Here is a 19070-nt window from a genome sequence, read left to right on the forward strand (position 1 = left end):
GAATTCACTCCTTGCTAGATAGGCTGGAAACGGCAGGAACCTGGAAAACGTGTCGCAAATAGGCGACGAAATTCGGGTCTTTGCAATGGGTCTTACCCGGCTCGTCGGAGATCTTCGCCACCGGTTGGCCGTTGCACGCGGTCATTTTAAGCACGATGCTCATCGGCTCGACACCCGGAATGTCGCAGGTCAGGTTGGTGCCGATACCGAAGCTGACATTGATCCGGCCCCGCAGCGACCGGAAGATCTCCAGCGACTTGGGCAGCGTCAGGCTGTCGGAGAACACCAGAGTCTTGCTCATCGGGTCGATGCCGAGCTTGTGATAGTGGGCGATGCATTTTTCGCCCCACAGCACCGGGTCCCCGGAATCGTGGCGCAGACCGTCGAACAGCTTGGCGAAGAACAGATCGAAATCACCGAGGAACGCGTCGGTAGTGATGCAATCGGTCAGGGCGATCCCCAGCAGGCCGCGATACTCGCGGACCCAGCAATCGAGGGCGGCGATCTGGCTGTCGATCAATCGCGGGCCGAGTTGCTGGTGGGCCATGATCCATTCGTGGGCCATGGTGCCCAGGGGTTTCATGTCCAGTTCGCGGGACAGGTGCACGTTACTGGTGCCGACGAAACGGCCGGGGAAATCGTGCTTGAGCACGTTCACCACTTCTTCTTGCACGCGGTAGGAAAAACGGCGACGTGTGCCGAAATCGGCGACCTGCAACTGCGACAGTTCTTCGGCCGAGGCGTTGGCGGTGAGCCAGTCGAACTTGCGGTAAAGCTGTTCGCGGGCCTGTTCCAGAACCGTTTCGCGGTAGCGATAGCGGTTGCGCACTTCGCTGACGATCGCCAGCAGCGGCACTTCAAACAGAATCACATGCAGCCACGGTCCGCGCAGGCGGATGAACAGCTCGCCGTTCTCGATGCCGGTGTGCAGGTAGCGCAGGTTGAAACGGAACAGACCGAGGAAGCGCAGGAAATCCGGCTTGAGGAACGAGATGCGCTCGAGAAAACTCAACTGATCGGCGCTCAGGCTCAACTCGGCCAGACGCTCGACCTGGAAGCGGATCTCCGCCAGATACGGGCGCAGATCCTCGGCATTGCGGCAACGAAACTCCCATTCGACTTCGACGTTGGGGTAGTTGTGCAGCACCGCCTGCATCATCGTCAGCTTGTAGAAGTCGGTGTCGAGCAGGTTCTGCACGATGCGATCGGCAAACACACTCTCGCTCATAACGGGGTCTCCAGGCGGGCCGCGCGTTGGCGCGGTATCAATCAATGGCGCTAGTGGCGCATATCAATGGTGCGTTGTGCCAGCGTTTTTTGTATCGCCGCAGATCCCCGTGGGAGCGGGCTTGCCCGCGAAGAGGCCAGTGGGTCCAACATCAATGTTGATTTTGCCGACGTCTTCGCGGGCAAGTCGGACCGCCGCAACGCCGCTTCCACAGGGACTGAATACAACTTCAAACCGGACTGTCGATCTGCTCCAGCATCCACTTCACGAAATCCCGCACCTTGGGCACTTCCGCCGCGTGTTCCGGGTAGGCCAGGTAATACGCGTCGGTGCTGGGCATGGCGTGCTGCCAGGGAATGACCAGTTTGCCGTCGGCCAATTCCTCTTCCACCAGAAACCTGGGCAGCAGGGCGACGCCGCAGCCGACCTGAGCGGCGCGGATGCACATATAAAAGGTTTCGAAACGCGGGCCGTGGTAGCTGTGTTCGGTCTGGAAGCCCTGGCTGTCGAACCAGTCGTGCCACGCTTGCGGGCGCGAAGCATTCTGCAGCAGGACCAGATCGGTGAGTTGCGTTGGATCAGTCAACGGCGTATCGGGCAGGCTGCTCGGCGCGCAGACCGGCACAAGCTCTTCGCCGAACAACTTCAGGCATTCAGTACCGGGGCGTGAACCCTGGCCGAAATAGAATGCCAGGTCGCTGCGCCCTTGCAGCAGGTCATCGGCCTCCTGCTCGTTGCACAGGTCCAGATGAATCGACGGATGGCGCAGGCGCCAGCCCTTGAGGCGCGGCACCAGCCAGCGGGCACCGAAGGTCGAGGGCGTGGAGACGCGCAGGACTTCGGTTTCGCCGCCGTAGGAACGCAGGTAATGGGTCGACATCTCGACCTGGGTCAGGATTTTTCTGACTTCCACCAGATACAGATCGCCGGCCGGGGTCATCTGCAAACGGCGGCGCACCCGGCGGAACAACAAGTGCTGCAGCAATTCTTCGAGCTGCGCCACCTGCTTGCTGACGGCGCTCTGGGTCAGGTTCAGTTCCTCGGCGGCCCGGGTGAAACTCAGGTGCCGGGTCACGGCCTCGAAGCACTGCAACGCGGTGATCGACGGCAAGTGGCGTTTGTTCAGCATGGGCGATCCTTTTCTTGTCTTTCTGCGCAGCATGAATAAACGGAATGATATCTCGCGTAAAGGTCGTTTGTTGCACAGCCTTCCTGACGCTACAACTAAAGGCCTGCCCGGTCGTGAAAACGCGCCCGCACACATTCAGTTTTTTGCTTGAGGAGTGACCCATGGTTGCCGCATTGCTTGATCGTCTTGGTGTGAACCCGGCCCTGTACCAGAACGGCAAAGTGCCGGTGCATTCGCCCATCGACGGCAGCCGCATCGGCGCCGTGAACTGGGAAGGCCCGGCCGAAGTGGAGCAGCACATCAGTCGCGCAGATCATGCGTTCGAACAATGGCGCAAGGTGCCGGCGCCGCGTCGTGGTGAGCTGGTGCGTCAGTTCGGTGAAGTGTTGCGTGAATACAAGGCCGACCTCGGCGAACTGGTGTCGTGGGAAGCGGGCAAGATCACGCAGGAAGGCCTCGGTGAAGTGCAGGAGATGATCGACATCTGCGACTTCGCCGTCGGCCTGTCCCGCCAGTTGTACGGCTTGACCATCGCCTCCGAGCGTCCGGGCCACCACATGCGTGAAACCTGGCATCCGCTGGGCGTGGTCGGTGTGATCAGTGCGTTCAACTTCCCGGTCGCGGTGTGGGCGTGGAACACCACGCTGGCGCTGGTCTGCGGCAACCCGGTGGTGTGGAAACCGTCGGAAAAGACTCCGCTGACCGCGCTGGCCTGCCAGGCGCTGTTCGAGCGCGTACTGAAGAATTTCAGCGATGCCCCGGCGCACCTGAGCCAGGTAATCATCGGTGGCCGCGATGCCGGCGAAGCGCTGGTGGATGACCCGCGTGTCGCGCTGATCAGCGCCACCGGCAGCACTCGCATGGGTCGCGAAGTGGCGCCGAAAGTCGCCGCACGCTTTGCCCGCAGCATTCTCGAGCTGGGCGGCAACAACGCGATGATCCTCGGCCCGAGCGCCGATCTGGACATGGCCGTGCGCGCCATTCTGTTCAGCGCCGTCGGCACCGCCGGCCAGCGTTGCACCACGTTGCGTCGCCTGATCGCCCATGAATCGGTGAAAGAAGAAATCGTCACCCGACTGAAAGCCGCGTACTCCAAGGTCCGTATCGGTCACCCGCTGGAAGGCAACCTGATCGGCCCGCTGATCGACAAACACAGCTTCGAAAACATGCAGGACGCGCTGGAGCAGGCGCTGAGCGAGGGCGGCCGGGTGTTCGGCGGCAAGCGTCAACTGGAAGATCAATTCCCGAATGCCTACTACGTGTCGCCGGCCATCGTTGAAATGCCGGAGCAGAGCGACGTGGTGTGCAGCGAGACTTTCGCGCCGATCCTGTACGTGGTCGGTTACAGCGATTTTGAAGAGGCGCTGCGCCTGAACAACGCCGTGCCGCAGGGCCTGTCGTCGTGCATCTTCACCACCGATGTGCGCGAGGCCGAGAAATTCATGTCGGCGGTCGGCAGCGACTGCGGTATCGCCAACGTCAACATCGGCCCGAGCGGCGCGGAGATCGGCGGGGCGTTTGGCGGTGAAAAAGAAACCGGTGGTGGTCGTGAGTCGGGCTCGGATGCGTGGCGCGCGTACATGCGCCGGCAGACCAATACCGTGAACTACTCGCTGGAGTTGCCGCTGGCGCAGGGCATTACATTCGACTGATCCCTTCGGTCAAGTGGAGATCCCCATGTGGGAGCGGGTTTGCTCCGGGCGGCGTTCCGACGAAAGCGCTGGGTCAGTCAGCATGGATATTGGCTGATATACCGCTTTCGCGGGCAAGCCCGCTCCCACAGGGTATGCAGTGTTTGTTAGGTTTCTGTTGGAGTCTGGCAATGCCGTTACGCGAAGAATGTCTGTGGGAAAAACTCACGCCGCAACGACCGGATAACGCGGCGCTCAGGGGCGAGGTCAAGGTTGATGTCTGCGTGATCGGCGCCGGGTTCACCGGGCTGTCGGCGGCGCTGCATCTGTTGGAAAAGGGCAAAAACGTCTGCGTGCTCGAAGCCCATCGCGCCGGGCATGGCGGATCCGGGCGCAACGTCGGGCTGGTCAACGCCGGGATGTGGATTCCACCGGACGAGATCGAGGCCGGCTTCGGCGAGGCGGTCGGCAGTCAGCTCAACCGCATGCTCGGGGCGGCGCCGGCGCTGGTGTTCAGCCTTGTGGATAAATACAACATCGATTGCCAGTTACGCCGCGAAGGCACCCTGCACATGGCGCACAACGCCAAGGGCGAGGCGGATCTGCGCAGTCGCGAGGAACAGTGGAAACGCCGGGGGGCACCGGTCGAACTGCTGACCGGCAAGGCCTGTGAACAGGCGACCGGTACGCAAAAGATTGCCGCCGCGCTGCTTGACCGGCGTGCCGGTACGCTCAACCCGATGGCGTATGTCACCGGGCTGGCGAAAGCCGTGGCGAGTCTCGGCGGGCAAATGTTCGATCATTCCCCGGTCACCCGCCTTGAACGTCAGGGCCAGCAATGGTCGGTGCAGACCGGGCAGGGTTCGGTGCTGGCCGAACAAGTGGTGATTGCCTCCAACGCCTACACCGAAGGCGACTGGACCGAACTCAAGCGCAATTTCTTCCCCGGTTACTACTATCAGGTCGCTTCGGTGCCGCTGAATGAAGACGCCGCTCAGGAAATCCTCCCGGGCGGGCAGGGCTCGTGGGATACCCGCCAGGTGCTGAGCAGCATCCGCCGCGACAAGGATGGACGTCTGTTACTGGGCAGTCTCGGTAACGGCAATCAGAAACCGACCTGGTTTCTCAAGGCCTGGGCTGACCGGGTACAGCAGCATTATTTCCCCAACCTCAGGCCCGTCGAATGGGAATGCACCTGGACCGGGCGCATTGCGTTCACCCCCGATCACTTGATGCGCTTGTTCGAGCCGGCCCCCGGATTGGTGGCCGTCACCGGGTACAACGGCCGTGGCGTGACCACCGGCACTGTGGTCGGCAAGGCCTTCGCCGACTACCTGTGTAACGGAAATCCTCAGGCATTGCCGATTCCTTTCGCACCGATGCAGCCCCTGGCAGGTGTGGGCTTGCGCAGTTGCCTGTACGAGGCCGGGTTCTCGCTGTATCACGCGGGCCAGTGCCTGCGCATCGTTATCTGAGTGTTGAAATATGTTGCCGGAAGCGGCGCTTTTCGATGTAGCGACTAGCCTGTAATGGTGCGGGTTGTAGCAGTCCCGCACCAGCAGTGTGCAGTTCGGTGACGCGGGCTGTTACAGGCTGGTTGCACGTCGTTTGGCGCCGCGGTTGCAATGATGGCGCGTGCGGGTTGCGCCTGAAAAAACAAATGGTTTCACCTTCCGCGGTTTAGACGGTTGCACGCCCAATGAAAATGGGAACGAAACAGTCGAAATAACAAGAAAGCAGCGACTTTTTGAAGAATAAAAAACCGATGGCACGGCCCTTGCTCTGAGCAATCCAGTGAAGTCGCAGTGCCAACTAAAAAAACCTTGGAGCACCACCTCATGTCCCAGACGTTTTACAAGAAAGGCTTTCTGGCCCTCGCAGTCGCTACTGCGCTGGGTGTTTCTGCGTTTGCACAAGCTGATGTGAAAATCGGTGTGGCGGGCCCCATGACCGGCGCCAACGCGGCATTTGGCGAGCAGTACATGAAGGGAGCCCAAGCGGCGGCCGATGCGGTCAACGCGGCGGGCGGCGTCAACGGGGAGAAAATCGTCCTGGTCAAAGGCGATGACGCCTGCGAACCGAAACAGGCGGTGACGGTCGCCAAGGACCTCACCAACCAGAAAGTCGCCGGTGTGGTCGGTCACTTCTGTTCGTCCTCCACCATTCCTGCGTCCGAGATCTACGACGAAGCCGGGATCATCGCCATCACTCCGGGTTCCACCAACCCGCAAGTGACCGAGCGCGGCCTGAGCGCCATGTTCCGTATGTGCGGCCGTGACGACCAGCAAGGCATCGTTGCCGGCGATTACATCGTCGACGTGCTCAAGGGCAAGAAAGTGGCCGTGCTGCACGACAAGGACACCTACGGTCAGGGCCTGGCCGATGCGACCAAGGCTCAGCTGGAAAAACGCGGCGTGAAGCCGGTGCTGTACGAAGGCCTGACCCGTGGCGAGAAAGACTTCAGCGCCGTGGTCACCAAGATCCGTGCGGCCGGTGCCGACGTGGTCTACTTCGGCGGCCTGCACCCGGAAGCCGGTCCACTGGTCAAGCAACTGCGTACCGAAGGCCTGAAAGACGTGAAGTTCATGTCTGACGACGGCATCGTGACCGACGAACTGGTGACCACCGCTGGCGGCCCGCAATACGTCGACGGCGTGCTGATGACCTTCGGCGCCGACCCGCGTCTGCTGCCGGAAAGCAAGACTGTCGTGGATGCCTTCCGCAAGGCCGGCACCGAGCCTGAAGGCTACACCCTGTACGCCTACGCTTCGGTTCAGGCACTGGCCGCCGCCTTCAATGGCGCCAAGTCGAACAAGGGCGAGGAGGCCGCTGCCTGGCTGAAGAAAAACCCGGTCAAGACCGTCATGGGCGAGAAGACCTGGGACTCCAAAGGCGACCTGAAGGTCTCCGACTACGTGGTCTACCAGTGGGACAAGGATGGCAAATATCACCAGCTGGAAAAACAGAAGTAAGGGCTGACGCGATCGGCTGACCTCCACTGTTCCATGTGGGAGCGAGCCTGCTCGCGAAGACGGACTGACAGGCAACATCGCTGTTGAATGATCAACCGCTTTCGCGAGCAGGCTCGCTCCCACAGGATCCTGTGGTGGTCGGGCTGAATGCGCTCTGACATTGCTCCGACGTAAATCTGTATTTTTCCTAGAGGAACCGCGCGCCCCAGGGCGTGCAGGTTCTCACTGCGTGAGATTGCGTTATGGATGGTATTTTCCTGCAGCAACTGGTCAACGGCCTGACCCTCGGGTCGGTCTATGGCCTGATCGCCATCGGCTACACAATGGTCTACGGCATCATCGGCATGATCAACTTCGCCCATGGCGAGGTTTACATGATTTCCGCTTACCTGGCGGCAATCAGTCTGGCTCTGCTGGCTTACTTCGGTATCGAATCCTTCCCGCTGCTGATGCTCGGCACACTGGTCTTCACCATCGTCGTCACGGGGGTGTATGGCTGGGTCATCGAACGCATCGCCTACAAACCACTGCGCAACTCCACCCGACTGGCACCGCTGATCAGCGCCATCGGTATCTCCCTGATCCTGCAAAACTATGCCCAGATCAGCCAGGGCGCCCGTCAACAGGGTGTTCCGACGCTGCTCACCGGCGCCTGGCGCATCGACGTCGGCTCGGGCTTCGTCCAGTTGACCTACACCAAGATCTTCATTCTCGTCGCGGCGTTCGTCGGGATGGGCCTGCTGACCTACGTGATCAAGTACACCAAGCTCGGCCGCATGTGCCGCGCGACCCAGCAAGACCGCAAGATGGCTTCGATTCTGGGGATCAACACCGACCGGGTGATTTCCTATGTGTTCATCATCGGTGCAGCGATGGCGGCCCTGGCCGGCGTGCTGATCACCATGAACTACGGCACGTTCGACTTCTACGCAGGCTTCGTCATCGGGATCAAGGCGTTCACTGCCGCGGTGCTCGGCGGGATCGGCTCGCTGCCTGGCGCCATGTTGGGCGGGATCATCCTCGGGATCTCCGAGTCGCTGTTCTCGGGCCTGGTCAACTCCGACTACAAAGACGTGTTCAGCTTCTCGCTGCTCGTACTTGTTCTGGTCTTCCGGCCTCAGGGCCTGCTGGGCCGTCCTCTTGTGTCGAAGGTGTAAGCGATGTCTTCAACCACTACAAAATCCATTGATGTCAAAAAAAGCCTGGTTGAGGCGATTCTCGCCGGACTGATCGCCCTGATCGTGTTCGGGCCGATTGTCGGCGTGGTACTCGACGGCTACAGCTTCAACCTCGAACCGACCCGCGTGGCGTGGATCATCGCCATCGTCATGGCCGGCCGCTTTGCCCTCAGCCTGTTCCTGCAAACCCCCAAGGGCCTGCGCATTCTCGAAGGATTCGAGAGCACCGGATCCGGCGTACATGTGCTGCCCGCCGATCACAAATCCCGCCTGCGCTGGATCATCCCGCTGCTGATCGTACTGGCCGTGGCCGTGCCGTTCGTGTCCAACTCCTACCTGCTGGGCGTGGTCATCCTCGGGTTGATCTACGTGCTGCTGGGGTTGGGGCTGAACATCGTGGTCGGTCTGGCCGGCCTGCTCGACTTGGGTTACGTGGCGTTCTACGCCATCGGCGCCTACGGTCTGGCGCTCGGTTATCAGTACCTCGGCCTGGGTTTCTGGACGGTGCTGCCGCTGGCGGCGATCACGGCTGGCCTTGCCGGTTGCATCCTCGGTTTCCCGGTGCTGCGCCTGCACGGCGACTACCTGGCGATCGTGACCCTGGGTTTCGGTGAAATCATCCGTCTGATTCTCAACAACTGGCTGTCCCTGACCGGCGGTCCGAACGGTATGCCGGCCCCGCTGCCGACGTTCTTCGGTCTGGAGTTCGGCAAGCGGGCGAAGGATGGCGGGGTACCGTTTCACGAGTTCTTCGGTATCGCCTACAACCCGGACGTGAAGTATTACTTCATCTATGCGGTGCTGTTCCTGGTGGTGCTGGCCGTACTGTACATCAAGCATCGTCTGGTGAAGATGCCGGTCGGCCGCGCCTGGGAAGCCCTGCGTGAAGACGAGATCGCCTGCCGCTCGATGGGCCTCAACCACGTGCTGGTCAAGCTCTCGGCGTTCACCATCGGTGCGTCCACCGCGGGTCTGGCAGGTGTGTTCTTCGCCACTTATCAAGGCTTCGTCAACCCGACTTCGTTCACCTTCTTCGAATCGGCGCTGATCCTCGCGATCGTCGTGCTCGGCGGCATGGGCTCGACCATCGGCGTGGTGATCGCAGCGTTCGTGTTGACCGTCGCCCCGGAACTGCTGCGCGGCTTTGCCGAATACCGCGTGCTGCTGTTCGGGATCCTGATGGTGTTGATGATGATCTGGCGACCTCGCGGGCTGATCCGCATCAGCCGTACCGGGGTCACTCCACGCAAAGGTGCCATTCACTATGAGAGGACTGCGCCATGAGTGAAGTCGTACTCTCTGTTGAAAAACTGATGATGCACTTCGGTGGCATCAAGGCCTTGAGCGACGTCAGCCTGAAGGTCAAACGCAATTCGATCTTCGCCCTGATCGGCCCCAACGGCGCCGGCAAGACCACGGTGTTCAACTGCCTGACCGGGTTCTACAAGGCCTCCGGCGGCAAGATCGAACTCAACGTGCGCGGTCAGCAGACCAACGTCATCAAACTGCTGGGCGAATCCTTCAAACCGACCGACTTCGTCTCGCCGAAAAACTTCGCCAGTCGCCTGTACTACAAGATGTTCGGCGGCACCCACCTGGTGAACCGCGCGGGCCTGGCCCGGACGTTCCAGAACATTCGTCTGTTCAAGGAAATGTCGGTGCTGGAAAACCTGCTGGTGGCCCAGCACATGTGGGTCAACCGCAACATGCTGGCCGGCATCCTCAACACCAAGGGCTATCGCAAGGCCGAAAGCGACGCGCTGGATTGCGCGTTCTACTGGCTGGAAGTGGTGGATCTGGTGGACTGCGCCAACCGTCTGGCCGGTGAACTGTCCTACGGCCAGCAACGCCGTCTGGAAATCGCCCGGGCCATGTGCACGCGGCCGCAGATCATCTGCCTCGACGAACCGGCCGCCGGCCTCAACCCTCAGGAAACCGAAGCGCTGAGCGCGATGATCCGGCTGCTGCGCGACGAGCACGATCTGACCGTGGTGCTGATCGAACACGACATGGGCATGGTAATGAGCATTTCCGATCACATTGTGGTGCTGGACCACGGCATCGTCATCGCCGAGGGCGGTCCGGATGCCATTCGTAACGATCCGAAAGTGATCGCTGCCTACCTGGGCGCCGACGAAGAGGAAGTCGTATGACGCAACCCATCCTCGAACTCAAGGATCTGGACGTGTTCTATGGCCCGATCCAGGCCCTCAAAGGCGTTTCGCTGCAGATCAACGAAGGGGAAACCGTCAGCCTGATCGGCTCCAACGGTGCCGGCAAATCCACTCTGCTGATGTCGATCTTCGGCCAGCCACGGGCGGCGGGCGGGCAGATTCTGTATCAGGGCGTGGACATTACCCACAAGTCATCGCACTACATCGCTTCCAACGGCATCGCGCAGTCGCCGGAAGGACGGCGGGTGTTCCCCGACATGACCGTCGAGGAAAACCTGCTGATGGGCACCATTCCGATCGGCGACAAGTACGCCAAGGAAGACATGCAGCGCATGTTCGAGCTGTTCCCGCGGCTCGAAGAGCGCCGTACCCAGCGTGCCATGACCATGTCCGGCGGCGAGCAGCAGATGCTCGCCATTGCTCGGGCGCTGATGAGCCGGCCCAAGCTGTTGCTGCTGGATGAACCGAGCCTGGGGCTGGCGCCGATCGTGGTGAAACAGATCTTTGCCACCCTGCGGGAACTGGCGAAAACCGGCATGACCATTTTCCTCGTCGAGCAGAACGCCAACCATGCGTTGAAACTGTCCGACCGGGCATACGTGATGGTCAACGGTGAGATTCGCCTGACGGGCACCGGCAAGGAGCTGCTGGTGAACGAGGAGGTGCGTAACGCCTATCTCGGCGGGCACTGAGTTTTCAGGTTTGCCATAGATATACAGAGCCCCGGGACGCGAGTCTCGGGGCTTTTTTGTATCCACAATCCACGACGATCCACGCCATTCCCGAAATTGTGGAAAACAAAATCTCCAACCTGCCAAAGCGCGACATATAGACGCTGCAAATCGCTGTTTTTCCACAGTTTTGACTTGTCCCCGTTTGCTGTGGAACCGGCTGTGAATAACGTGGGAGTAGCTGGCTGAGAGCCTTTAAAACCGTGGCTTGCGGGCGCATGGTTGTTTTTTGATCAGGGCTTTTCACTGTTGCAGGGTACCCGTTTGTCAACCTTTTTATAGCCGCGGCAGAACAGGCGATTGCATGTGGGCAAGCCTGTGGATAAGTCTGTGATTAAACTCTGGAAAGACTCCGCTAAGGGCCGTGATTACTGGCCCTGCGCAATCACCGCCGTAACCGGCCGGTCGTGCAAAATGCCTTGCCCGGCATAATCGGCAGATCAGGGTCAAGCGAAAAACTTTGCTTTTGCGGCGCAAAGCCTTGTGTGGCGCGGCTTTGCGCATTTCCACTTGCCCCCGGAAACTGTGGAAGGGACTGTGGATAACGTGCGTGCATGTGGCTACAGGCCACGCCCGTCAAGGCGTTGCGAGGATTGATCAAATTTTGAGCAGAAATCCACGCCCGCCGGTGGTTGCTCGTGAATGCGGGGCCGGGCATGCTGCCCGCTGATTTTCTATTCCAATGGCTGCTCCGGCGGCCGAAGCAAGGAGAACACGATGTCCAACACCCTGTTTATCACCGGCGCGACGTCCGGTTTTGGTGAAGCCTGTGCCCGTCGTTTTGCCGAGGCCGGCTGGAAACTGGTGCTGACCGGTCGTCGTGAAGAACGCCTCAACGCGCTGTGCGCCGAGCTGTCGAAGCAGACCGAAGTACATGGCCTGGTGCTGGACGTGCGTGATCGCAAAGCGATGGAGGAGGCGATTGCCAACCTGCCGCCATCGTTCGCCAAACTGCGCGGCCTGATCAACAACGCCGGGCTGGCGCTGGGCGTGGATCCGGCCCCGAAGTGCGATCTCGATGATTGGGACACCATGGTCGACACCAACGTCAAAGGCCTGATGTACAGCACTCGCCTGTTGCTGCCGCGCCTGATCGCTCACGGTCGCGGCGCCGGCATCGTCAACCTTGGTTCCATCGCCGGTAACTACCCGTACCCGGGCAGCCACGTTTACGGCGCGACCAAAGCGTTCGTCAAACAGTTCTCGCTGAACCTGCGTTGTGACCTGCAGGGCACCGGCGTGCGCGTCAGCAACATCGAGCCGGGCCTGTGCGAGAGCGAGTTCTCGCTGGTGCGTTTTGCCGGCGATCAGGCGCGTTATGACGCGACCTACGCCGGTGCCGAGCCGATTCAGCCGCAGGACATCGCCGAGACGATTTTCTGGGTGCTGAATGCACCGGCGCACATCAACATCAATAGCCTGGAGCTGATGCCGGTGAGCCAGTCCTGGGCCGGTTTCGCCATCGAGCGTAACAAGGCCTGACACCGCGTAGCGGCTAATCGCTGGCAAGCCAGCTCCCACAAGTCTATCGGTGTACCCAAGCCTTGGGATCGCCTTGAAACCTGTGGGAGCGGGCTTGCCCGCGATGGGGCCGTAACAGGCAAAATCCCCGCATGGGGTAGACTCACTCCTCAACAACCCCGCCGCATCTCGCGGTTTTCAAGGTTTTTCGAGGAGTCAAAGTGAGTAACCGAGGTGAGCAGTCACTGCTCAAACAATCGACCATCCTGATGTTCGCCGTGTCGATCGCCGGGATCGCCACCGGTTTTGTTTCGGGTTCCCAGTCCATCCTGTTCGATGGCTTTTTTTCGCTGATTGCAACCTTCATCAAAGTCCTGATGCTGATCACCGCGAAGCTGATCGCCAAACAAAGCAATCACCGATTCCAGTTCGGCTTCTGGCACCTGGAGCCGATGGTGTTGCTGATCGAGGGCAGTTTCCTGTTGTTGATCGCCATTTACGCGTTTCTCAATGGCGTGTTCGGCATTATCAATGGCGGTCGTGAAATCGAGCTGGGCCTGGTGATCATCTACGCGGCGGTGTTCACCGTTGTCGAGTTCGCCTACTTCTTCTACGTGCGCCACCGCAATCGCAAGCTCAAATCGAGCCTGATCCAGTTCGACAACATCAGCTGGCTGGTGGACGCGATGTTGTCCGTGGGCCTGTTGATCAGTTTCCTCGCGGCGTTGCTGCTCAAGTCCCAGGGTTATGGCGAGTGGGCGAAATTTGTCGACCCGCTGATCCTTATCGTGCTGGCCCTGACCATGCTGCCGCCGGCCTTCAAGATCCTCGGCCCGGCGCTGCAGGACGTGCTCGGCATTGCGCCGGACACGCTGGACGATCAGGTACGCCAGGTAATGGACGCGGCCACGGCCGAGCATGGTTTCGACGATTACGTGTCCTACGTGCAGAAGCACGGGCGGGCGCGGTTCATCGAGATTCATGTGGTGTTGCCGGCGGATTACCGGCTGCAGAGCGTCGGCCAGCTGGATGTGCTGCGTGAGGAGATTTCCGCGAAGCTGGGCAAGCCGGACGCGGCGCGCTGGCTGACCATCAGCTTCACTGGCGACAGGAAGTGGATTGCCTGAGGACCAATCGCCAGCAGGCTGGCTCCCACATTGGAATGCACATCCTGTGGGAGCCAGCCTGCTGGCGATGGCGGAGGGTCAGTTAGCGTAGATATTCAGTCAGACCGGCATAGCAGGTCGCCAGGTGATACGGCGTGGTCGACGGCATGTCCTTGCGGCTGACCTCGCCCTGATCGTCACGGCACTCGTGCCAGCCGCCGGCATGCAGGAAGCGCTGTTGCAGCGCCTGCAACTGGCGCAACACCGCGCTTTCACTGCCCGGACGCAACGTCAGGGCGCGCAGGTATTCGGCCTGGGCCCAGATGCGCTGAGTCGAATCCTTCCTGTGTCCTTGCGGATCAAGCATGGCCAGCACCGCACCGGTGTCGGCCTCGACGCCCTGTTGTTCGGTGAAGGAAAACGTACGATCCAGTGCCGCGTGCAGTTTCGAGCCGCGCAGCAGCGGTGAGGATTCCAGCAGGAAATACCATTCGAACTGATGCCCCGGCTCAAACCAGTTATCCACAGCCCCCAGCGGCTTTTCCATCAACACGCCCTGTTGCGGTTCGATGAAGCGCTTGTGCATGGCTGTGCATAACTCGCTCAGCGCCTGCTGGGTCTCGGGATCTTCGCGCACGGCCAGCGTTGCCAGGAACGCTTCGGCCAGGTGCATCAGCGGGTTTTGCAGCGGGCCGGTTTCCAGCGTGATCCAGTCGCGGTCCAGGCAGGCTTCGTAGAGGCCGTCGCCCGTTGCGAAGCGCCGACCGATAACTTCCAGCGCGGCGTTGAGGGTCGATTCAACCAGCGGCTCGCGAGACTTGTCCCAATAGTGGGCGCAGGCGAACAGGATGAAGGCGTGGGTGTAGAGGTCCTTGCGCTGATCCAGCGGTTTGCCCTGGGGATCGATGCTATAGAACCAGCCGCCGTGTTCGGCATCGTGGAAGTGCCGTTGCAGGGAACGGAACAACGCAGCCGCCCGGACTTCGGCGTTATCCACAACCCCGATCAGGCTGGAAAACAGGTACAGCTGCCGTGCGCAGGCCATGGCCCGATAGCGCTGCGGTGCCAGCGGCTGATGCGCGGCGTCCAGCGCCTCGTAAGGCAATGCCATGTCGGCGTTCCAGCCCGGTCCTTGCCAGAGGGGCACGATCACGTTCAGAAAGTGCTGTTGCACTTCACCGAACAGGGCGGTCAGTTCAGGCAGGGAGGTGGAGCGGGAAGCGTGGGGCATGGGCGGACGTCGTCACGGCAGGGGCGATTGCGCGACATGTTAACAGAGCGACCGGCCTTAGAGACGCGGTGTCTGTCAGGCCGCTATCGCCAGCAGGCTGGCTCCCACAATGGATTTGCAGCGTACACAATCCTGTGGGAGCCAGCCTGCTGGCGATGAGGCCGGATCAGGCGATAGAAATCAACCGGCCAGCAACCACGCGCCCGTCACCGCCGAAGCGGCTCCGGCCAAGCGAACCAGCGGCGCGGCCGCCTGAGGCAGAAAACGCACGACGGCATAACCCGCCGCATGCAGGGCCGCGGTCGCGACCACGAAACCGGCGGCATACGCCCAAGGGCTCGACATGTCCGGCAACTCCAGGCCATGGGCCACGCCGTGGAACAGCGCAAACAGCGCCGTCGACGCCACCGCCATTACCAGCGGTGGACGCACCGCCAATGCGACCGCCAGACCGAGCGCCAGCACCGAGGCGGCAATCCCGCTTTCCAGCGCCGGCAACTCCAGCCCTTCAAACCCGAGCAGGCCGCCAATCAGCATGGTGCCGACAAAGGTGCACGGCAGCGCCCAGCGTGCCGCGCCTTGCTGCTGCGCGGCCCACAGACCGACGGCCACCATCGCCAGCAAATGATCGAGGCCGCCGATCGGGTGGCTGATGCCGGCCACCAGACCCGAGTCGCCATGGCCGGGGTGGGCGAAGGCCAGGGCCGGTGTCAGCAGCAGCGCGACGGCGCCGAGAATGCGTTTGAGTGTCATGGATAAGCTTCCTTGTTGATCAGTGAATCAGGCTGCAGTCAGCAGGCCCTGGCGTTCGATGAAGGCGATGATGTCTTCCAGGCCCTGACCGGTTTTCTGGTTGCTGAACACGAACGGCTTGCCGTTGCGCATGCGTTGGGTGTCGCTGTTCATCATCTCCAGCGAGGCGCCGACCAGCGGCGCGAGGTCGATCTTGTTGATCACCAGCAGGTCGGATTTGCAAATGCCGGGCCCGCCCTTGCGTGGCAGCTTGTCGCCGGCCGAAACGTCGATCACGTAGATGGTCAGGTCGGACAGTTCCGGGCTGAAGGTCGCGGAAAGGTTGTCGCCACCGGACTCCACCAGAATCAGGTCCAGCCCCGGAAAACGCCGGTTCAGTTGATCCACCGCTTCGAGGTTGATCGAGGCGTCTTCGCGGATCGCCGTGTGCGGGCAGCCACCGGTTTCCACGCCGATGATGCGTTCCGGCGCCAGGGCTTCGTTGCGCACCAGAAAGTCGGCGTCTTCGCGGGTGTAGATGTCGTTGGTCACCACGGCCAGGTTGTAGCGCTCGCGCAGCGCCAGGCACAGGGCCAGGGTCAACGCGGTCTTGCCGGAACCGACCGGGCCGCCGATACCGACGCGCAGGGGTTGTGTGTTCATGTGATTCTCCAGATAAATAGGCCCTAGGAACGGAACAGGCGGCTGTACTGGCGCTCATGGGCCATGCACGCCAGGGACAGACCGAACGCGGCACTGCCGAGGTGTTCGGGATTGATTCGGGTGGCGTCCTGCTGGGCCTGTTGCAGCAGCGGGAGCAGTTCGCTGGTCAGGCGCTGGGCGGCTTGCTGGCCCAGCGGCAGGGTTTTCATCAGCACCGCGAGCTGGTTTTCCAGCCAGCTCCACAGCCACGCGGCGAGGGCGTCCTGCGGGCTGATCTGCCAGGCGCGGGCTGCCAATGCCCAGCACAGGGCCAGGTGCGGCTCGGCGCAGTGTTCGAGAAAATCCCGCGCGGCCTGATCGAGTTCGGGCAAACCGTTGAGCAATTGCTGCAATGAGTAGCCCATCTGCCGGCTCTCCAGATGCAGCTCGCAGGTTTCGCGGCTGGCGCGGTGGCTTTCGCAGATACGCAGCAGCTCATCCCAATTTTCGTCCGCTGCGGCCTGGCAATGGGCGAGCAGCATGGGCGCTTCAAACCGCGCAAGGTTGAGCAGCAATTGATCGCTGATCCAGCGGCGAGCGCTGTCCGGGCTGTCGACGCGGCCGTTATCCACCGCCATTTCCAGGCCCTGGGAATAGCTGTAGCCGCCAATCGGCAGCTGCGGACTGGCCAGGCGCAGCAGCGCCCAGGCCGGGTTCACAAACGGACGCCGAACTGATGGAGTTTCGGCGCGTAGTTGAAGTCTTCGTCACCGTGCCGCGAATGGTGATGGCCGCCACCGTAGGCGCCGTGTTCCGGCTGGAACGGGGCTTCGATCGATTCGACCTGCGCACCCAGTTGTTCAAGCATCGCCTTGAGCACGTAATCGTCGAGCAGGCGCAACCAGCCGTCACCGACTTGCAGCGCGACGTGGCGATTGCCCAAGTGATAGGCCGCGCGGGTCAGTTCGAAGGTGTTGGCGCAGGTGACGTGCAGCAATTGTTCAGGGCGGGCACAGACCCGGACGATTCGGCCATCTTCGGCTTGCAGGCATTCGCCGTCATGTAACGGCGGCTGGCCGCGCTCCAGAAACAACCCGACGTCTTCGCCTTCGGCACTGAAACAGCGCAGGCGGCTTTTGCTCCGGGCCTCGAAGGTCAGGTGCAACTCGGCGGCCCAGACGGGTTGGGGGTCGATTCTGCGATGAATCACCAGCATCGGAAAGCTTCCAGCAATGGACAATGCTCAGGCTAGAGCAAGGGGCTTGCCAATCGGACGAGACGTAGGAAAACCCTGTCGGAGCGTAGTGGATGTTTCAAGATGTTGCAGGATTGTGAGGTGTTTTGGTGCATGAAATTTTTTGCATGCACCAAATCGGAGCCGTGATGCATGGCCCGCTCCCACAGGGGGAAGTGTGTTGTGTGCGTAATAACAGGGAGCTACTCGGTGCTGCCGAGCCCTTGCCAGTGCTTGAGCCCGATAAAGATGAAGCGCAACTGCTGGGTGATCTTGGCCTGTGGCGTCAGATGCTCCGGCAGGGCTTCGGCCGGCGGGTCGATGATGTCCGGCAGGGTGGCGAACACCGATTTGACGATCAGGTCGGCCATTACGCTGAGGCCTTCGCGATTGAGGTGCTGGAGCTTGGGCATCAAGGCCAGGTCCGCCGCCAGGTCGGAGCTGATGTCCTCCCGTAGACGGCCGATGGCCTGACGCACCGGCAATGATCCACCGTACTGCTCACGAGCCAGAAACAGGAACTGCGAACGGTTGGCGCTGACGACGTCGAGGAAGATCCGCACCGAGGCATCGATGATGCCGCCCATGACGAATTCGTTGTGGCGCACCAGGCGGATGGTTTCGCGGAAGGTCTGGCCGACTTCGCTGACCAGTACCAGGCCGAGTTCATCCATGTCGGCGAAATGCCGGTAGAAACCGGTGGGCACGATGCCGGCGGTTTTCGTCACTTCACGCAGGCTCAGGCTGCCGAATCCTCGGCCGCTTTCCATCAAGTGGCGGGCAGCGTCCATCAGGGCGTTGCGGGTCTGTTGTTTCTGTTCGGCGCGGGGCAGCATCGCAAGGGTGTGTTCTTAGGCAAGACAAGCGCCGCACTCTAGCAAATCGGCTTTGTCGGCGTCGAACGGCAGCGGGGATGCAGGAGGGAATCGCGACTGCTTTATACAGGACTCTTCTTTACCAGCTTCTGAAAAGTCAAAAGCCCAATCCGGGGATTGGGCTTTTTTTCCAGGCCGCCATGGGCTTAGCTCAAAGCGCTGTTGCGTTCGATCACACGGTCACCACCACCTTCGGCCAGGGTTTGGCCTTGTGGGGTCTTGTCGTAGCCATCGGAAGCCAGGGTCTGGCCTTGTGGAGTCTTGTCGTAGCCGTCGGAAGCCAGGGTTTGACCTTGTGGAGTCTTGTCATAACCGTCCTGGACCAGACCTTTTTCTTCCAGACGATCACGGCCGCCTTCGGCTAAGGTTTGGCCTTGTGGGGTTTTGTCATAGCCATCTTGAACCAGACCTTTTTCTTCCAGACGGTTGCGACCGTTTTCAGCCAGGGTCTGGCCTTGTGGTGTGCGGTCCGAGCCATCAGCAGCAACGGTCTGGCTGAACACCGAGTGGCTGGTTTTGACTTGCGGAGTCGCTTGATCGGCAGCTGGCAGAGCGAAAGCGGTGCTGGCCAGCATCGAGAGGGTAAGACTGAACAGAAGTTGGCGTTTCATGTTGGGTTGCTCCTTGGGAGGGCGATAAAGTGGGTACGAGGGCAATGCTACTCTCGATAAGTCGATATAAAAGTTCATAAACACAATGGTAATAATCAACAGAATTGATTGTTCGCTTGGGAGGCTCTAGCTCGG

General features: G+C 61.0%; 18 protein-coding genes. 9 read left to right on the forward strand and 9 right to left on the reverse strand.

What is annotated here, in order from left to right; all coding sequences use genetic code 11:
• Nucleotides 1-4: 4 nt before the first annotated feature.
• A complete protein-coding gene (gene pncB / locus ACSPX5_RS26565; RefSeq protein WP_439820562.1) occupies nt 5-1228 on the reverse strand; it encodes a nicotinate phosphoribosyltransferase in 1224 nt (407 codons plus the stop codon).
• A gap of 229 nt (nt 1229-1457) precedes the next feature.
• Entirely contained in the window at nt 1458-2357 is a 900-nt protein-coding gene (locus ACSPX5_RS26570; RefSeq protein WP_323161474.1) for a LysR family transcriptional regulator, read from the reverse strand.
• Nucleotides 2358-2518: 161 nt separating this feature from the next.
• Here ACSPX5_RS26570 and amaB point away from each other — a divergent pair, with 161 nt between their 5' ends.
• The 9 genes from amaB (at nt 2519) to ACSPX5_RS26615 (ending at nt 13631) form a co-directional block, all read left to right on the forward strand.
• Entirely contained in the window at nt 2519-4009 is a 1491-nt protein-coding gene (amaB, locus tag ACSPX5_RS26575) for an L-piperidine-6-carboxylate dehydrogenase (protein ID WP_179692844.1), read from the forward strand.
• 170 nt (nt 4010-4179) lie between these two features.
• The gene (amaA, locus tag ACSPX5_RS26580; protein ID WP_439820563.1) at nt 4180-5463 is read left to right on the forward strand and encodes an L-pipecolate oxidase; all 1284 of its coding nucleotides are present in this window, start codon (nt 4180-4182) and stop codon (nt 5461-5463) included.
• A gap of 363 nt (nt 5464-5826) precedes the next feature.
• Nucleotides 5827-6960, forward strand: a complete 1134-nt coding sequence (locus tag ACSPX5_RS26585) for an ABC transporter substrate-binding protein (protein WP_169428633.1) — start codon at nt 5827-5829, stop codon at nt 6958-6960.
• Between the two features lie 242 nt (nt 6961-7202).
• On the forward strand, nt 7203-8117 hold the full coding sequence (locus ACSPX5_RS26590) for an ABC transporter permease subunit (RefSeq protein ID WP_007950661.1): 915 nt from the start codon (nt 7203-7205) through the stop codon (nt 8115-8117).
• A gap of 3 nt (nt 8118-8120) precedes the next feature.
• Nucleotides 8121-9422, forward strand: coding sequence for a high-affinity branched-chain amino acid ABC transporter permease LivM (livM, locus tag ACSPX5_RS26595; RefSeq protein ID WP_169428634.1), 1302 nt, complete (start codon nt 8121-8123; stop codon nt 9420-9422).
• Nucleotides 9419-10291, forward strand: coding sequence for an ATP-binding cassette domain-containing protein (locus tag ACSPX5_RS26600; RefSeq protein WP_169428635.1), 873 nt, complete (start codon nt 9419-9421; stop codon nt 10289-10291). Before livM ends, ACSPX5_RS26600 begins: the two co-directional genes overlap by 4 nt.
• A complete protein-coding gene (locus ACSPX5_RS26605; protein ID WP_007950655.1) occupies nt 10288-11004 on the forward strand; it encodes an ABC transporter ATP-binding protein in 717 nt (238 codons plus the stop codon). The genes ACSPX5_RS26600 and ACSPX5_RS26605 overlap by 4 nt, the downstream gene beginning before the upstream one ends.
• A 756-nt stretch (nt 11005-11760) precedes the next feature.
• A complete protein-coding gene (locus ACSPX5_RS26610; protein ID WP_207865615.1) occupies nt 11761-12525 on the forward strand; it encodes an SDR family oxidoreductase in 765 nt (254 codons plus the stop codon).
• Between the two features lie 200 nt (nt 12526-12725).
• Nucleotides 12726-13631 (forward strand): cation diffusion facilitator family transporter, encoded by a 906-nt coding sequence (locus tag ACSPX5_RS26615; RefSeq protein ID WP_439820564.1) that lies wholly within the window; start codon nt 12726-12728, stop codon nt 13629-13631.
• Between the two features lie 82 nt (nt 13632-13713).
• Here ACSPX5_RS26615 and ACSPX5_RS26620 read toward each other — a convergent pair whose 3' ends face one another.
• From ACSPX5_RS26620 to ACSPX5_RS26650, 7 genes are all read right to left on the reverse strand, one after another.
• A complete protein-coding gene (locus ACSPX5_RS26620; protein ID WP_439820565.1) occupies nt 13714-14841 on the reverse strand; it encodes an AGE family epimerase/isomerase in 1128 nt (375 codons plus the stop codon).
• 180 nt (nt 14842-15021) lie between these two features.
• A complete protein-coding gene (locus ACSPX5_RS26625; RefSeq protein WP_207865618.1) occupies nt 15022-15594 on the reverse strand; it encodes a HupE/UreJ family protein in 573 nt (190 codons plus the stop codon).
• Between the two features lie 27 nt (nt 15595-15621).
• Nucleotides 15622-16236, reverse strand: coding sequence for an urease accessory protein UreG (gene ureG, locus ACSPX5_RS26630; protein ID WP_007950645.1), 615 nt, complete (start codon nt 16234-16236; stop codon nt 15622-15624).
• Nucleotides 16237-16259: 23 nt separating this feature from the next.
• Nucleotides 16260-16934, reverse strand: a complete 675-nt coding sequence (locus ACSPX5_RS26635) for an urease accessory protein UreF (RefSeq protein ID WP_439820566.1) — start codon at nt 16932-16934, stop codon at nt 16260-16262.
• Nucleotides 16931-17431 carry an urease accessory protein UreE gene (gene ureE / locus ACSPX5_RS26640; protein WP_169428640.1) on the reverse strand — a complete coding sequence of 167 codons (501 nt, stop codon included), beginning with the start codon at nt 17429-17431 and terminating at the stop codon, nt 16931-16933. The genes ACSPX5_RS26635 and ureE overlap by 4 nt, the downstream gene beginning before the upstream one ends.
• Nucleotides 17432-17652: 221 nt before the next feature.
• The gene (locus ACSPX5_RS26645; RefSeq protein ID WP_007950628.1) at nt 17653-18285 is read right to left on the reverse strand and encodes a TetR family transcriptional regulator; all 633 of its coding nucleotides are present in this window, start codon (nt 18283-18285) and stop codon (nt 17653-17655) included.
• Nucleotides 18286-18470: 185 nt separating this feature from the next.
• The gene (locus tag ACSPX5_RS26650) at nt 18471-18935 is read right to left on the reverse strand and encodes a hypothetical protein (protein WP_207865620.1); all 465 of its coding nucleotides are present in this window, start codon (nt 18933-18935) and stop codon (nt 18471-18473) included.
• Between the last annotated feature and the right edge of the window lie 135 nt (nt 18936-19070).

The sequence above is a fragment of the Pseudomonas sp. HLG18 genome (assembly GCF_051903985.1).
Taxonomy (GTDB): Bacteria; Pseudomonadota; Gammaproteobacteria; order Pseudomonadales; family Pseudomonadaceae; genus Aquipseudomonas; species Aquipseudomonas fluorescens_BT.

Coding starts and splice junctions, on each gene's coding strand:
- pncB (WP_439820562.1), bottom strand. CDS start 1,228: ATGAGCGAGAGTGTGTTTGCCGATCGCATCGTGCAGAACCTGCTCGAC.
- ACSPX5_RS26570 (WP_323161474.1), bottom strand. CDS start 2,357: ATGCTGAACAAACGCCACTTGCCGTCGATCACCGCGTTGCAGTGCTTC.
- amaB (WP_179692844.1), top strand. CDS start 2,519: ATGGTTGCCGCATTGCTTGATCGTCTTGGTGTGAACCCGGCCCTGTAC.
- amaA (WP_439820563.1), top strand. CDS start 4,180: ATGCCGTTACGCGAAGAATGTCTGTGGGAAAAACTCACGCCGCAACGA.
- ACSPX5_RS26585 (WP_169428633.1), top strand. CDS start 5,827: ATGTCCCAGACGTTTTACAAGAAAGGCTTTCTGGCCCTCGCAGTCGCT.
- ACSPX5_RS26590 (WP_007950661.1), top strand. CDS start 7,203: ATGGATGGTATTTTCCTGCAGCAACTGGTCAACGGCCTGACCCTCGGG.
- livM (WP_169428634.1), top strand. CDS start 8,121: ATGTCTTCAACCACTACAAAATCCATTGATGTCAAAAAAAGCCTGGTT.
- ACSPX5_RS26600 (WP_169428635.1), top strand. CDS start 9,419: ATGAGTGAAGTCGTACTCTCTGTTGAAAAACTGATGATGCACTTCGGT.
- ACSPX5_RS26605 (WP_007950655.1), top strand. CDS start 10,288: ATGACGCAACCCATCCTCGAACTCAAGGATCTGGACGTGTTCTATGGC.
- ACSPX5_RS26610 (WP_207865615.1), top strand. CDS start 11,761: ATGTCCAACACCCTGTTTATCACCGGCGCGACGTCCGGTTTTGGTGAA.
- ACSPX5_RS26620 (WP_439820565.1), bottom strand. CDS start 14,841: ATGCCCCACGCTTCCCGCTCCACCTCCCTGCCTGAACTGACCGCCCTG.
- ACSPX5_RS26625 (WP_207865618.1), bottom strand. CDS start 15,594: ATGACACTCAAACGCATTCTCGGCGCCGTCGCGCTGCTGCTGACACCG.
- ureG (WP_007950645.1), bottom strand. CDS start 16,236: ATGAACACACAACCCCTGCGCGTCGGTATCGGCGGCCCGGTCGGTTCC.
- ureE (WP_169428640.1), bottom strand. CDS start 17,431: ATGCTGGTGATTCATCGCAGAATCGACCCCCAACCCGTCTGGGCCGCC.
- ACSPX5_RS26645 (WP_007950628.1), bottom strand. CDS start 18,285: ATGCTGCCCCGCGCCGAACAGAAACAACAGACCCGCAACGCCCTGATG.
- ACSPX5_RS26650 (WP_207865620.1), bottom strand. CDS start 18,935: ATGAAACGCCAACTTCTGTTCAGTCTTACCCTCTCGATGCTGGCCAGC.